The following is a 13,928-nucleotide window of genomic DNA, read 5'->3' on the forward strand; positions in this document are numbered from 1 at the left end:
CATGCGGACACACTTTTCTTTACTTAACCCGCCGACGGCTTCAGCTAATCACTGAAAGTCCCTCTGGGGAGGAGCGGCGGCGCGTGACGTGGGGGTGCGGGCTCGGGGGTATGCTCGGGCGGAGTGAAGTTCGCGGGAACTTAATCGAGCGATCGTCCGACTATCTATATCGGACCCGAACATCAATGGAAGGTGAAGATGCAGTTGTGGTTTGCTGACGCACACAAGCTCCGGTCCCGGATTGCGGGCCTCGTAGCGGCACTCGTTACGGGGATTGCGATGCTGGGGGCCGGCGTTGGTCCGGCGGCAGCGCACGACCTCGTGGTCGACTCCACGCCCAAGCAGGGCTCGAAGATCGAAGAGCCAGTCAAGGAGATCTCCTTGACATTCTCGGGTGTTCCTAAGGAGGGCTTTAATCGAATCGCGCTGTCCCGCGATGGCGACGTTCTCTTCACTGGGGAGCCCGATGCAGATGGCCGAGTTTTGAGCATCGAGGTGTCTGACGACGTGGACTGGCAGCCCGGTGAATACACCGTGGGCTACCAGATCACTTCTTCGGATGGCCACGCTACTCGCGGTTCGCTGCAGTTCCAGTACGGCGACGTCGAGGCTGCGGATTCCAGCTCTTCCGAGCAGTCGGAGGAGACGGGGTCTGAGGGGTTGGGCGTGCCTACCTGGATTTTCGGCGTAACCAGTATTGTTGTTATTGCAGGAGCTCTCGTTCTCGCCATCGCACGGTGGCGGGATATCTCCAAGTAGTTTGGGGCGCCTGCCTGCGGTCCTCACCGCAGGAGGGGCGAAGAGCCACGAGAAACACCAAGGAGTCTGAAAACCGTGAAGCAGAACCGCACTGCACTGTCCGCCGTTGTCGCGCTGAGCGCCGCGCTCGCGCTGGCTGCCTGCTCCCCGCCGAACGAGAAGGCTACCGGCACCGAGCACATCGACACCGCCACCGTCGGGGCAAAGACCCCGGAGCTGGGCGACAAGACGGACAAGAAGACCGACTCGGCAACCTCTGAGACGGAGGAGACCACCATCACGTCTGAGGAGGCTTCCGAGGCTGAGGAAACGTCCGCTGATGTCGAGCCGGGTGCGGCCAACGACGCCGGTACCGAGCCTGCAGCAGGCACCTTTAACTAAGCCTTTCTGGTTGGGTCCACATCCCATGCGCGTGGGGTGGAATGCCGGGGACGATTCTTCCGCCCCGGCCTCCCGCCCGCCGCACCAACCACTTCCTTGAGAATCAAGGACTTTTCCGTGAGGTACACCATGAACACAACCGTTGGACACTCTGTGCGTCGCCCCAAGTCTCTGCGCGCTACCGCAGTCGCGCTGATGGGCGTTACCGCTCTCGGCCTGGCCGCCTGCTCTCCTTCGGAGGAGAAGCCTAGCGAGCAGACCGCATCTGAGTCTCAGACCGCTTCTGAGTCGCAGACCGCCGAGAACGCTGCCGAGGGGCTGACTTTCGAAGAGGCATACGTTGGTGCTAAGGGCACCGATAAGGACATGACCGCAGTCTTCGGCAAGCTGGTCAACAACACCGACAAGGAGATCCACATCGTCTCCGCATCCGGCAGCCTGGATGCGAAGTACGAGCTCCACGAGGTTGTCGATGGCGTCATGCAGGAGAACCCGGAAGGTCTTCGTATCCCGGCCGGTGGCGAGCTCGAGCTGAAGCCGGGTGGCGACCACATCATGATCATGGACTACTCCGAGGAAATCGCCGCAGGTGACGACATCACCGTCACCCTCAAGGCAGAGGACGGCACGGAATACGAGCTCAAGGACATCCCGGCTCGCGTGCAGCAGTCCAGCCACGAGCACTACGGCGACGCCCACGGCGAGCACGGTGATCACGCTGGCATGGAGGGCCACGGTGAGCACGGTGGCCACGGTGCGGGCATGGACGGCGAGGGGGAGCACGCCGAGCACGGCGAGCACTAGAGCTGCCTCCCACCAAGTGATGAAAATGACAAGCCTGGGCCACGTGACTAACGCGGGGCCCAGGCTTTCCCGCCATTTGGCCGCGGATCAAGAGACTTAACAAGGACAGAAGAAGGTTTTTGAGCGAGATGAGTACTGGGGAGTCTTCGGGATTTTTTAACGTCAGCCGGCGTGGGCTATTCGCCGGTGTCGGCGCAGCGGGTGCGGCCGCCGTGCTCGCCAGCTGCGCGGAAGGCGAGGGACGCGGGGGAGACATGCCCAACTCCTCCGGGGACATCGAGGAAAAGTTGACCGTCCCCTTCGATGGCGCTCGCCAGGCCGGCATTCAAACGCCGCACCAGAGTCACGGGCTTATCGTGGCCTTCGACTTCCACAACACGAACAGCCGCGAGGCCCTCCGCAAGGATCTCCGCCGGCTCATGCGCGTGTGGACCCCGGACGCTCGGAAACTCACCCAGGGCGACGCAGCGTTGGCTGATCTCGAGCCCGAGCTCAACCTGCAGCCCGGCAACCTAACTATCACCGTCGGCTGGTCGCCTGCCCTCATCGAGAAGATTGGCTCGCTCGATGAGGTTCCGAAGTGGGTCTCCTCCCACACCAAGGGACTGCCGAAGTTCAAGGGCGACGATCTGGACCCAGCGTTTAGCGACGGGGACGTCGTCGTCCAAATGTGCGGCGAGGATCTGACCACCCTGTCCCACGCGATGCGAGTCCTGACCCGCGGCGGGCGGGACTACGTCAAGCCACGCTGGACCCAGCGCGGCTTCGTCGACATCCGGGAGGGGCAGACCGCACGCAACCTCATGGGCTTCAAGGACGGCACCGTCGTCCCGCGTACCGAGGAGGAATTCGACAACGCGGTTTGGGACGACCGTAACGGCACCTCGATGATCGTGCGCCGCGTGACCTTCGACATGCCTGGTTGGGAGGCCCTCGACCGCGAGAGCCGAGAGAACGTCTTTGGCCGCAAGGCGATCAGTGGTGCACCCCTGACCGGAGAAGACGAGTTCGATGACCCGGATCTCAACGCGGTGGACAAGACCGGACTGCCCGTCATCGATCCCAAGAGTCACGTGGGCATTACGGCAGGGGAGGGTAAGCATATGCTGCGACGCCCGTTCAACTGGGACGGCGAGGTCAACGAGCACGGCGATTCCGGCCTGATTTTCATCTGTTTCCAGGAGGATCCGGACACCTCCTTCACCCCGCTGCAGCACCGTCTCGCGGAGAACGACCGACTTAATCAGTGGATCACCCACACTGGCTCTGGGGTCTACTGGGTGCTGCCTGGCACCGAACCAGGATCCTACTGGGGTCAGCAGATCCTCGAGGGGTAAACTGAAAGGTCGTTAGTGGCTGTCACCCGGTATGTGACCGCCCACGTCGTTGCTTGAAGGAGCATTTTCTTGAACTCTCCCGTTTCCGCCCAGCCTGCCGTTAAGTTCCTCGTTCCGGCTGGCGAGACAGCCGGTGCGGCCATGCGCCCACTGGAGCTGCCGAACAAGGGGCCCGAGGCCATCGTCGTCGTGAAGGACCCGGAGGGTAACCTCCGCGACCTTGCCTGGACTCCGGACGTGGACACCGAGGTCACCGCGATCGCGTCCGATACGGAAGAGGGGCGCGGCGTGATCCGCCACTCCACGGCGCACGTTCTCGCCCAGGCCGTGCAGCGCGTTTTCCCGGGTACCAAGCTCGGCATCGGACCGGCCATCGATGGCGGTTTCTACTACGACTTTGACGTCGCGGAGCCTTTCACGCCCGAGGATCTGAAGAAGATCGAACGGGAGATGAAGAAGATCATCAAGTCCGGCCAGCGCTTCGAGCGCAAGGCCTATGGCTCCAACGATGAGGCTCGCACCGAGTACGCTGCCGAGCCGTACAAGCTCGAGCTCATCGAGGACAAGGGCAACGTCGATCCGGACTCCGAGGAGGCCATGGAGGTCGGCGCAGGTGAGCTGACCGCTTACTCCAACGTCAACCCGCGCACCGGCGAGGTCGAGTGGTACGACCTGTGCCGCGGCCCGCATGTGCCGACCACGCGCTACATCCCGGCCTTCGCGATTACCCGCTCCTCGGCGGCGTATTGGCGCGGCGACCAGGACAATGCGGGCCTCCAGCGCATTTATGGCACCGCCTGGGAGTCCAAGGAGAAGCTCGCCGAATACCAGCACATGCTGGAGGAGGCTGAGAAGCGCGACCACCGTCGCCTGGGTGCGGAGCTGGACCTGTTCAGCTTCCCCGACGAGGTGGGCTCCGGCTTCCCGGTGTTCCACCCGAACGGCGGCATCGTGCGCCTGGAGATGGAGGAGCACTCCCGCAAGCGACACCTGGCCAGTGGCTACTCCTTCGTCAACACCCCGCACATCACGAAGGGCGACCTGTTCCAGAAGTCCGGTCACCTGGACTTCTATGCCGAGGGCATGTTCCCCCCGATGCAGCTTGATGGTGAGACTGATGAGGACGGTAACGTCACCAAGCCGGGGCAGGACTACTACGCCAAGCCGATGAACTGCCCGATGCACAACCTCATCTTCGCCTCCCGTGGCCGTAGCTACCGTGAGCTGCCGCTGCGACTCTTCGAATTCGGTACCGTATACCGCTACGAGAAGTCCGGCGTCGTGCACGGCCTGACCCGCGCCCGCGGTTTCACCCAGGATGACGCGCACATCTACTGCACCGAGGACCAGCTCGAGGACGAGCTGACGACGGTGCTGGAGTTCATCATCTCCCTGCTGCGCGACTACGGTCTCGACGACTTCTACCTGGAGTTGTCGACGAAGGACCCGAAGAAGTTCGTCGGCACCGACGAGATCTGGGAGCGGTCCACCGAGATCCTGCAGCGGGTTGCCGAGAAGTCCGGCCTGGAGCTCGTTCCGGACCCAGCTGGTGCCGCCTTCTACGGGCCGAAGATCTCCGTCCAGGCTCGCGACGCCATCGGTCGTACCTGGCAGATGTCCACCGTGCAGCTGGACTTCAACCTGCCGGAGCGCTTCGACCTGGAGTACACCGCACCGGACGGCACCAAGAAGCGCCCGATCATGATTCACCGCGCGCTCTTCGGCTCTATCGAGCGTTTCTTCGGCGTGCTCCTGGAGCACTACGCAGGCGCGTTCCCCGCCTGGCTGGCGCCGCACCAGGTCATGGGCATCCCAGTGGCCGAGGACTTCACCGAGTACCTGGAGGAGTTCGTCGCCGATCTGCGTAAGGACGGCATCCGCGCCGAGGTAGACACCTCCGATGACCGCATGCAGAAGAAGATCCGCACCCACACCAAGGGCAAGATCCCGTTCATGCTGCTCGTCGGGGGACGGGACGTCGATAATGGTGCAGTCAGCTTCCGGTTCCACGACGGTACGCAGGTCAACGGCGTACCGCGCGAGGAGGCAGCGAAGGCGATCAAGGAGTGGATCGGCCAGCGTCGCAATGAGCAGCCGACGAAGGAGCTCATCGCGTCGGAGCTGGGCTAAGCATCGCCCGGTGGCAAAGAATAAAGGTAGGGGTGTGAGGATAGTGAGTTGCGATCCGAGCCAGGATCCTGCGGGCCGGTGTTCCTCGGAACGAGGAGCCGCGGAACCCGCGGGGACTGAGCTATCCGCCCAGGCTGCGTCTGAGGCCAATGGCCGGGTCGTGGACACCGGGGTGGGCTCGCAGCCTGATCTCGCCGGTGGCCTGGATCGGCTCTGGGCTCCCTACCGCTCCGCCTATCTCGCCGATCGGCCGAAAAAGCCCGCCCAGGAGGGGGCACAAGGCCCAGAGGGCGGCGAGGAGAAGCCCGAGGACCCGTTCCTCGACCTGCCCAACCTTCCCGACGAGGAGGCGCTCATCGTCGCTCGCGGGAAGGAGGTCTTCTGCGTCCTCAACCTCTTTCCCTATAACCCCGGGCACATGATGGTGATCCCATACCGCCAGGTCGCCAACTACGAGGACCTGACAATGCCGGAGCTCACTGAGCTGGCGACCTTCACCCAGCACGCGATCAAGACCCTGCGCTATGTCTCGGGCCCGGACGCCATCAACGTCGGCATGAACCTCGGCCGCCCGTCCGGTGGATCGGTGCCCACGCACCTGCACCAACACATCGTTCCCCGCTGGACCGGGGATACGAGTTTCATGACGGTGATCGCCGGCGCTAAAGTGCTACCGCAGACACTTCGCGATACCAGGGCCCTGCTCTCTCGGGCGTGGCGCGAACTTGAGGATCAAAAATAGTGGATAATACCGGGCGTAGGGGACCCGTACTAAGGACAATCGTGATGACTGAAAGGAAGGCTCAATGCTGAGCGAACACGCCCGTCGGCCTGCCTCCGTCATCATCGAACCCATCGCCCGCACCCTTCAGAAAGCGCACGTGAGCCCGAATTCGGTCACGCTCGGTGGGACCGTCGCCGCGGTGGTTCTCGCCCTGTGGCTGATCCCCACCGGCCACCACTTTGCCGCCGCCGTGCTGATCGGACTCACGACCGCGCTGGACATGGTGGACGGCACCATGGCCCGAATGTCGGGTGGCGGCACGAAATTCGGCGCCACTCTGGATGCCACCTGCGACCGGGTCACGGACGGCGCGATTTTCGGCGCCCTAGCCTTTTGGTTCGCCATGGACGCCGAGTCCCACCCCGTGCTGCTTGCTCTGACCCTCACGATTCTCGTCGCTGGTCAGGTGACGAGCTATGTGAAGGCGCGAGCGGAGGCCAGCGATCTGCCCGTTGACGGCGGACTCATTGAGCGCCCGGAACGGCTCATCATCTCGCTGGTCGCCCTGGGACTGTCCGGCCTGGGCGTGCCATATGTCCTCTGGGTTGGCCTGTGGCTGCTGGGTCTGGGCTCCGTATTCACGGTGATCCAACGCCTCGTGATGGCCTCCCGCTCGGAGGCGTCCACCGAACACATCGCGGCGCCCGCGGGAGCACGGGAGTTTTAGCCCGTGATCAAAAAACTATCCCTGCCCAGCGGCGAGGATCTCTCCGCGCTGGCATATCAACTGGGTTGGGCGGCGACTAAGCGCCTGCCGGAACCCATCGCTGCCGTGCTTTTCGATCTGATCGCTGACGCTGCCTCGGGGCGGGGGAAGGGACCCGAGCAGCTGCGCCGCAACCTGTCCCGCGTCGTCGGTCCGGAAAACGTCACCCGTGACCTCGTGCGTCGCGCGATGCGCTCCTACCTGCGTTATTGGAAGGAAGCCTTTCGGTTGCCCAGCATGGTCGGTGACGACCTGGCCACCACACTCGACCAGGGCTTCGACTCCCCAGTCAGCAAGCAGCGCGTGGCGGAGGCCGTCGCGGAGGGTCGAGGGCTCATCCTGACGCTGCCACATTCCGGGAACTGGGACATGGCCGGGGTGTGGCTGGTTCACACCCACGGCGGTTTCGCGACCGTCGCGGAAAGGCTGAAACCCGAATCGCTATTCGAAGCTTTCGTCCACTACCGCAACCAGCTGGGCTTCGAAGTCCTACCGCTGACGGGTGGCAAGCAACCGCCGATGGCTCGGCTCGAGGAGGTCCTGCGCGCGGGCGGGGTCGTGTGCCTGATGGGGGAGCGGGATCTCACCGGCCGTGGAATTCCCGTGGATTTCTTCGGCGAACGCACCTCCATGCCCGCGGGTCCCGCCATGCTCGCCCAGAAAACCGGGGCAGCCCTGCACGTAGCGCACAGCTTCTTCGGCGAGGCACCGGATCAGTGGGGCTTTTCCGTGGGGCCAAGGATCGATGCCGACCGCCCGCTCGCAGAAGTAGCGCAGGATATTGCGGATGGCTTCGCGCAAAACATCGCTGCCCACCCCGCCGACTGGCACATGCTGCAGCCGCTGTTCTACGACGACCTCAGTGAGGCTCGCCGTGCTCGGCTCGCAGCAGGGGAGGCCCCGTGACCCAGGATCAAATCGCAGCGATTGGGGAGCGTCCCCTCAACATCGGCATGGTGTGTCCATACTCCTTCGACGAACCCGGCGGGGTGCAGATCCACGCGATTGAACTCTGCGCCGAGCTTCAGCGCCGCGGCCACCGCGTGAGCCTGATCGGCCCGGGGGAGCAGCGCGAGGGGCTGCCGGAGTTCCTGGAATGCGGTGGCCCCAGCGTCCCGATCCGCTACAACGGTTCCGTGGCCCGGCTGAGCTTCGGTCCCCGTGCGCGCCGCCACCTGCGCCGCTGGATCGCGCGACATGATTTCGACGTGGTGCACATCCATGAGCCGAACTCCCCGTCCTATTCCATGCTGACCCTCGCGGTCGCCGAAGGCCCCATGGTGGCGACCTATCACGCCTCGGCCAGTGGTTCGAAACTTCTGAAGCTCGCACTGCCGGCCTTGCGGCCGTTTCTGGAGAAGATCCACGCCGGCATTGCTGTCTCCGAGGAGGCCCGGCGCTGGCAGGTGGAGATGCTCGCCGGCGACCCGGTGCTGATCCCCAACGGGGTGGACACTGCTGCCTATCGGGAAGCGGAGGTGCTGCCCGAGCTGGATCCTGACCGGCCTCGGCTAATGTTTCTCGGTCGCTTCGACGAGCCGCGTAAGGGCCTCCAGGTGATGCTCGGGGCGATGCCATCGATCCTGCGCCAACACCCGAACGTCGAACTTTTGGTTGTGGGCGCGGGCTCGGTCGAGGCACTCGGCAAGCGCCTGGATGGGATGGGGCTGAGTTGGGTCCACGGCAGGCAGCCTAGTGAGGCAACGGTGCGGGTGTTGGGCAAGGTCAGTGATGAGGAGAAAGCCCGCGCCCTGGCCAGCAGCGATATCTACGTCGCCCCCAACACCGGAGGCGAGAGCTTCGGCATCGTTCTCGTGGAGGCGATGGCTGCAGGCGCGGCCGTCGTCGCCAGCGATATCCCGGCTTTCAAGGCGGTCGGCGATCAAGGACGCGCCGCGTGCCTATTCGCCAACCACGACGCAGCCAACCTCGCGCTGAAGATCAACCGCCTGCTGTCGGAGCCCGCGGAGATCCGCGAACTGGCTGCCCGCGGGCAGGACCGGAGCCAGATGTACGACTGGAACACGGTGGCCAGCCGCGTGGAGCAGGTGTACCAAACTGCCACGCTCAAGGGACGGAAGGTGACCTGCTCGTGATCGCGATACCGACCTGGCTCGTCATACTCGCCGCCGTATTGGCTGTTCTGCTGGTGATCGGCCTGTGGGCCTACTTCACCGCCGCCCGGCTCAACCGGCTGCACATCCGCACCGATAGCGCTCGACTCACTCTGGAGGGTGCGCTGCACGCCCGCGCGATGTTGATCGCCACGCTGCGGCCAGATTTGAAGGAGCAGGCGGATCGGGTGTCCCGGGTGCCCCTGCAGGCCACCGATATGGGGGCGCACTCTGAGGCGGAAAACAGCCTGTTAGCGGCACTGGATGCCACCGTTATTGAGCACCCGGCGTTCATTGCCGCGTCCACGCGCGTTGACCTGGCATCCCGCTTCTATAACGACGCCGTGTGGGACACCCGCCAGCTGCGTTCTCGGGCAAGCGTTCGAGCCCTCAAGTTGGCCGGTTTCGCGCCACTGCCCGAGTATTATGAGGCCGCCACGACCGATCACGTGGCGTGAACCTAGCCCCGTTAGACGGGTTAGAACTAGACAGGTTAGACTAGTGGCCTAAAACACCAACGAGCTGGAACGTGTTGGCGTCCTTTAAGCCGCGCTCCCGAGGGGCCACCGCAAGGTGAACCCGAGGGCTGAGGCGAGTAAGTGCGAGCACGCCCAGCCACGAAGAGACGGGATTAACTACGTGAGCAAGGCATCCAAGACCGCTGCGGCGGACGCGTCCATCACCACCGGTTCCGCGCGCGTCAAGCGCGGTTTTGCCGACAAGCTGAAGGGCGGCGTCATCATGGACGTCGTCACCCCGGAACAGGCCAAGATCGCCGAGGACGCAGGAGCCTCCGCCGTTATGGCCCTGGAGCGCGTTCCGGCTGACATCCGCGCACAGGGCGGCGTGTCCCGCATGTCCGACCCGGACATGATCGCTGGCATCATCGACGCCGTCGAGATCCCGGTCATGGCCAAGGCCCGCATTGGCCACTTCGTCGAGGCAGAGGTTCTCGAAGCGCTCGGCGTGGACTTCATCGACGAGTCCGAGGTGCTGAGCCCGGCCGACTACAAGAACCACATCGACAAGTTCGACTTCGAGACCCCATTCGTCTGTGGTGCCACCAACCTGGGCGAGGCCCTGCGCCGCATCAACGAAGGTGCAGCCATGATCCGTTCCAAGGGTGAGGCCGGAACTGGCGATGTGTCCAACGCGGTGACCCACATGCGCACCATCCGCGCGGAGATCAACCGCCTGAGCAACATGGCCGACGATGAGCTCTACGTCGCCGCCAAGGAACTGGCCGCACCGTACGAGCTCGTCGTTGAGGTTGCACGCAACGGCAAGCTCCCAGTCACCCTGTTCACCGCCGGTGGCATCGCCACCCCGGCCGACGCTGCGATGATGATGCACCTCGGTGCTGAGGGCGTGTTCGTCGGCTCGGGCATTTTCAAGTCCGGCAACCCGGCTCAGCGTGCCGCAGCCATCGTCAAGGCAACGCAGAACTACCAGGACCCGAAGGTTATCGCGGACGTTTCCCGCGGCCTGGGCGAGGCCATGGTCGGTATCAACGTCGACGAGCTGCCGGTGTCCCACCGCCTCGCAGAGCGCGGCTGGTAATTCCCCATGGTCGCCTCCTCGTCCGCCTCCCGGCCCCGCATCCTCGACGTTCTCGATCTTGAGAAGATCGACGGGGATATTTTCCGGGGACGCGTGATTCCCTCGAGCCTGAGCCGAACGTTCGGCGGGCAGGTGGCGGCCCAGTGCCTGGTCGCTGCGACCCGAACCGTGGGCGCGGAGTACCAGGTGCATTCCCTGCATGGGTATTTTGTTGCCCCCGGGCGCTCCGAGGAACCGACGCTGTACATCGTGGAACGCATCCGCGATGGCAGGTCTTTCTGCTCCCGCCAGGTGAAGGCGGTTCAGCACGGAAAGCCGATCTTCATCATGCAGGCCAGCTTTCACGTCCGCACGGACGAGGGGCCGGAACACTCCGATGAGATGCGTCGCGTGGTGCCACCGGAGGACGTCGTGGTCAACCGCGAGGAGCTGCCGCCGGTGCGCAAGGCGCTGTTTGACGAGTGGCGCGAGTGGGATCTGCGGGTCGTGCCGGAAGGGGACTTCGAGCCGAATAAGTATGCAGCCTCCCAGCAGGTCGTCTGGTTCAAGTCGAAGGCCAGGCTCCCGGACGATGAGACCTTCCACGTCTGCACGCTGGCATATATGTCTGACATGACGCTGCTGTCCTCCGCCCTTGTCCCGCACCGCGGCGAGCAGTACCAGGAGGCTTCCCTCGATCACGCGATGTGGTTCCTGCGGCCGTTCCGCGCCGATGAATGGCTGCTCTACGACCAGGTCAGCCCATCGGCGCACGCGGGGCGTGCCATTACCCACGGCCGCATCTTCAACCAGGCCGGGGAATTGGTCGCCGTCGTGACCCAGGAGGGGCTGACCCGAAAGATCGTGGGCGACCGCCCGGCTGTCCCACTCAAGGGCTTCGAAGGGAAGTAACACTCGACCCCGCACCTTCACCACGTGGGGTTGCAGCTTCGATGCAGCAGCAGAACCGCCGTGCCGAGCAGCACGGCGGTTTTTGCGTCCAAGAAACGCACCTTCCCGAACAACTATCCACGACGAGGAACGTGTTAAGGCCTTCTTGGGACGCGCGGACCAGTGGTTCTAAAGAAAACCCGCCGGAGGCGCGTAGTAAGCTGGTAGGCGCGAAAAACTGCATCGCAGTTTGCAGGAATTATTCGGCTAGTAGGAAGAGGACGATGGCAGGCCATTCAAAGTGGGAGACCACGAAGCGTAAGAAGGCAGCAATCGACGCCAAGCGTGGCAAGGAATTCGCCCGCCTGGTGAAGAATATCGAGGTTGCGGCGCGCATGGGTGGCGGCGACCCGGACGCCAACCCGACGCTCCAGGACGCCATCACCAAGGCCAAGAAGTCCTCCGTCCCCAACGACAACATCGAGCGGGCTCGTAAGCGTGGCTCCGGCGAAGAAGCTGGTGGCTCCGACTGGGAGACCATCATGTACGAGGGCTACGGCCCGGGCGGCGTTGCGATGCTCATCGAGTGCCTGACCGATAACCGCAACCGCGCTGCCACCGACGTCCGCACTGCGATGACGAAGAACGGCGGCAACATGGCGGATGCCGGCTCCGTGTCCTACCAGTTTGAGCGCAAGGGCCAGGCCCTTCTCGACAAGGGGGAGCTGACCGAGGACGACCTGCTGCTTGCTGTCCTCGACGCCGGCGCCGAAGAGGTCAAGGACCACGGCGAGCAGTTCGAGGTGCTCTGCGATATTTCGGACCTCATGGCCGTCCGCGAGGCACTGAAGGAGGCGGAGATCGAGTACGACTCCGTCGAGCAGGTGTATCGCTCCAATCTGGAGGTTCCGGCAGACGCGGAGTTGGCCCGTAAGGTCGCTAACCTCATCGATGCTCTCGACGACGTCGACGATGTCCAGGAGATCTACACCAACATGTCCGTCTCCGACGAGGTTGCGGCCGAACTCGCCGAGGACTAATTGGCCTACCTACGGGGCGGTACGTGCCCGCGTGCCCCATTGGGGGCGGGCTGGCTGCGCGGCCGCATGACGGGTTGCTGCGAGCCGACGTCGCTTTCGATCATGTGTGCTATATTCGGTATCTATCATGAGTGCGAGGTCTAATGCAGTGCCGGATGGGGCACCCGGAGAGTCAGATCAGGGTGCCCTCGCCCGCGCCTCCCGATCGGCGGGAGGGTGGGGGTCGCCCACTGGATTTCGGCGGACCGAATCGATGGTGGGCAAGCGCGTCATGGGAATCGACCCTGGTCTGACCCGCTGTGGGCTCTCCGTCGTACAATCCGGCCAAGGCCGCACAGTGTTCCCCGTCGCTGTCGGAGTGGTTCGCACCGAGTCCCATGTCCCGCTGGAGCAGCGACTCCAGCGGCTATACCGCGCCGTGAGTGAGTGGATCGCCGATTATTCCCCGGATGTGGTCGCGATCGAGCGGGTTTTCGAACGCTCAAACGTCTCGACAGTCATGAATACGGCTCATGCCTCCGGGGTGCTGATGCTCGCCGCGGCGGAGCACGGATTGGCCGTGGAGAGCTACACGCCCAGTGAGGTGAAGAAGGCGATCAGCGGCAATGGCCGGGCCGATAAGGCTCAGATGACCAAGATGATCACCCGCATTCTGGGGCTCTCAGAGGCTCCCAAGCCCGCGGATGCCGCCGATGCGCTCGCGCTGGCGGTCTGCCACTGCTGGCGGGGACCGATGAATCAATTCCTGCGCGCCTGAGGCGCCTGGGATAGAAAACACAATAGAAGGATGATGAGTTCGACATGATTTCCTCGCTGCGCGGTGAAGTGATCGATAAGGGCCTGGATTATGTAGTGGTCGAATGCGCCGGGGTGGGGTACCGCTGCCTCGCCACCGGCGATACCCTCGCCACGTTGCGTCGCGGCGAGCAGGCCTTCGTTCTCACTAGTCTCGTGGTGCGGGACGATGCGCATACGCTCTATGCTTTTTCGACCCCAGAGCAGCGCGAAACTTTCGGAATCCTGCAGAAGGTCTCCGGCGTAGGCGCCCGCCTCGCCATGGGAGTGATGAGCGTGCTGCAGCCTGCGGACATCGCTCGGGCCGTCGAGGAAGGGGATATCAAGACCCTGCAGCAGGCTCCTGGGGTGGGTAAGCGGCTGGCCGAACGCATGGCCGTGGATCTCAAGGGCAAGTTTCCGGCTCCGGAAGCCACGAGCGACCAGGCAACCATTGGAGATATCGCGGCGAACGGCACCGACACGGCGTTGCAGTCGCAGGTCGTGGAGGCGCTCGTCGGCCTCGGCTTCACCGAATCCAAGGCTGCTACGGCTGTGACGAAGATTCTTGAGGAGCAGAACGGAACCGCCGATCCTTCGGCAGTGCTGCGTGAGGCCCTGCAGCGGCTGAGTGGCCAAAAGCGTTAATCGCGCGAGGGTCACACAACA

15 protein-coding genes are annotated in these 13,928 nt (G+C 63.9%); all 15 read left to right on the top strand.

The features are described from left to right. Positions 1-204 precede the first annotated feature (204 nt). The 15 genes from HMPREF3097_RS04745 (at position 205) to ruvA (ending at position 13,907) form a co-directional block, all read left to right on the top strand. Positions 205-759 (top strand): copper resistance CopC family protein, encoded by a 555-nt coding sequence (locus tag HMPREF3097_RS04745; RefSeq protein WP_246821290.1) that lies wholly within the window; start codon positions 205-207, stop codon positions 757-759. A 75-nt stretch (positions 760-834) separates the two neighbouring features. Beyond that, positions 835-1,140: a hypothetical protein gene (locus tag HMPREF3097_RS04750; RefSeq protein ID WP_246821291.1), complete on the top strand. Its 306-nt coding sequence runs from the start codon at positions 835-837 to the stop codon at positions 1,138-1,140. 129 nt (positions 1,141-1,269) lie between these two features. Further along, the gene (locus HMPREF3097_RS04755) at positions 1,270-1,944 is read left to right on the top strand and encodes a copper chaperone PCu(A)C (protein ID WP_070761336.1); all 675 of its coding nucleotides are present in this window, start codon (positions 1,270-1,272) and stop codon (positions 1,942-1,944) included. Positions 1,945-2,072: 128 nt separating this feature from the next. Further along, positions 2,073-3,281, top strand: a complete 1,209-nt coding sequence (locus tag HMPREF3097_RS04760; RefSeq protein WP_070761338.1) for a Dyp-type peroxidase — start codon at positions 2,073-2,075, stop codon at positions 3,279-3,281. A 141-nt stretch (positions 3,282-3,422) separates the two neighbouring features. After that, the gene (gene thrS, locus HMPREF3097_RS04765; RefSeq protein ID WP_083317964.1) at positions 3,423-5,411 is read left to right on the top strand and encodes a threonine--tRNA ligase; all 1,989 of its coding nucleotides are present in this window, start codon (positions 3,423-3,425) and stop codon (positions 5,409-5,411) included. Positions 5,412-5,571: 160 nt separating this feature from the next. Continuing rightward, the gene (locus HMPREF3097_RS04770) at positions 5,572-6,153 is read left to right on the top strand and encodes an HIT family protein (RefSeq protein WP_070761430.1); all 582 of its coding nucleotides are present in this window, start codon (positions 5,572-5,574) and stop codon (positions 6,151-6,153) included. Positions 6,154-6,217: 64 nt separating this feature from the next. Then, positions 6,218-6,862 (top strand): phosphatidylinositol phosphate synthase, encoded by a 645-nt coding sequence (gene pgsA, locus HMPREF3097_RS04775; RefSeq protein ID WP_070758976.1) that lies wholly within the window; start codon positions 6,218-6,220, stop codon positions 6,860-6,862. A 3-nt stretch (positions 6,863-6,865) separates the two neighbouring features. After that, entirely contained in the window at positions 6,866-7,807 is a 942-nt protein-coding gene (locus HMPREF3097_RS04780) for a phosphatidylinositol mannoside acyltransferase (protein WP_070761342.1), read from the top strand. Then, on the top strand, positions 7,804-8,997 hold the full coding sequence (locus HMPREF3097_RS04785) for a glycosyltransferase family 4 protein (protein ID WP_070761344.1): 1,194 nt from the start codon (positions 7,804-7,806) through the stop codon (positions 8,995-8,997). Before HMPREF3097_RS04780 ends, HMPREF3097_RS04785 begins: the two co-directional genes overlap by 4 nt. A 5-nt stretch (positions 8,998-9,002) precedes the next feature. Then, positions 9,003-9,473, top strand: coding sequence for a hypothetical protein (locus HMPREF3097_RS04790; protein ID WP_070761431.1), 471 nt, complete (start codon positions 9,003-9,005; stop codon positions 9,471-9,473). Positions 9,474-9,654: 181 nt separating this feature from the next. Further along, entirely contained in the window at positions 9,655-10,575 is a 921-nt protein-coding gene (gene pdxS, locus HMPREF3097_RS04795; RefSeq protein WP_070761346.1) for a pyridoxal 5'-phosphate synthase lyase subunit PdxS, read from the top strand. A gap of 6 nt (positions 10,576-10,581) precedes the next feature. Next, positions 10,582-11,466, top strand: coding sequence for an acyl-CoA thioesterase (locus tag HMPREF3097_RS04800; protein WP_210398536.1), 885 nt, complete (start codon positions 10,582-10,584; stop codon positions 11,464-11,466). Positions 11,467-11,729: 263 nt separating this feature from the next. Further along, positions 11,730-12,485 (top strand): YebC/PmpR family DNA-binding transcriptional regulator, encoded by a 756-nt coding sequence (locus HMPREF3097_RS04805; protein ID WP_070758972.1) that lies wholly within the window; start codon positions 11,730-11,732, stop codon positions 12,483-12,485. 253 nt (positions 12,486-12,738) lie between these two features. Next, complete coding sequence (gene ruvC, locus HMPREF3097_RS04810; protein WP_210398537.1) at positions 12,739-13,242, top strand: crossover junction endodeoxyribonuclease RuvC; 504 nt, start codon at positions 12,739-12,741, stop codon at positions 13,240-13,242. 44 nt (positions 13,243-13,286) lie between these two features. Then, positions 13,287-13,907 carry a Holliday junction branch migration protein RuvA gene (gene ruvA / locus HMPREF3097_RS04815; RefSeq protein WP_070761350.1) on the top strand — a complete coding sequence of 207 codons (621 nt, stop codon included), beginning with the start codon at positions 13,287-13,289 and terminating at the stop codon, positions 13,905-13,907. Positions 13,908-13,928 lie beyond the last annotated feature (21 nt).

The sequence above is a fragment of the Corynebacterium sp. HMSC27B11 genome (assembly GCF_001815985.1).
In the GTDB taxonomy this organism is placed as follows: Bacteria; Actinomycetota; Actinomycetes; order Mycobacteriales; family Mycobacteriaceae; genus Corynebacterium.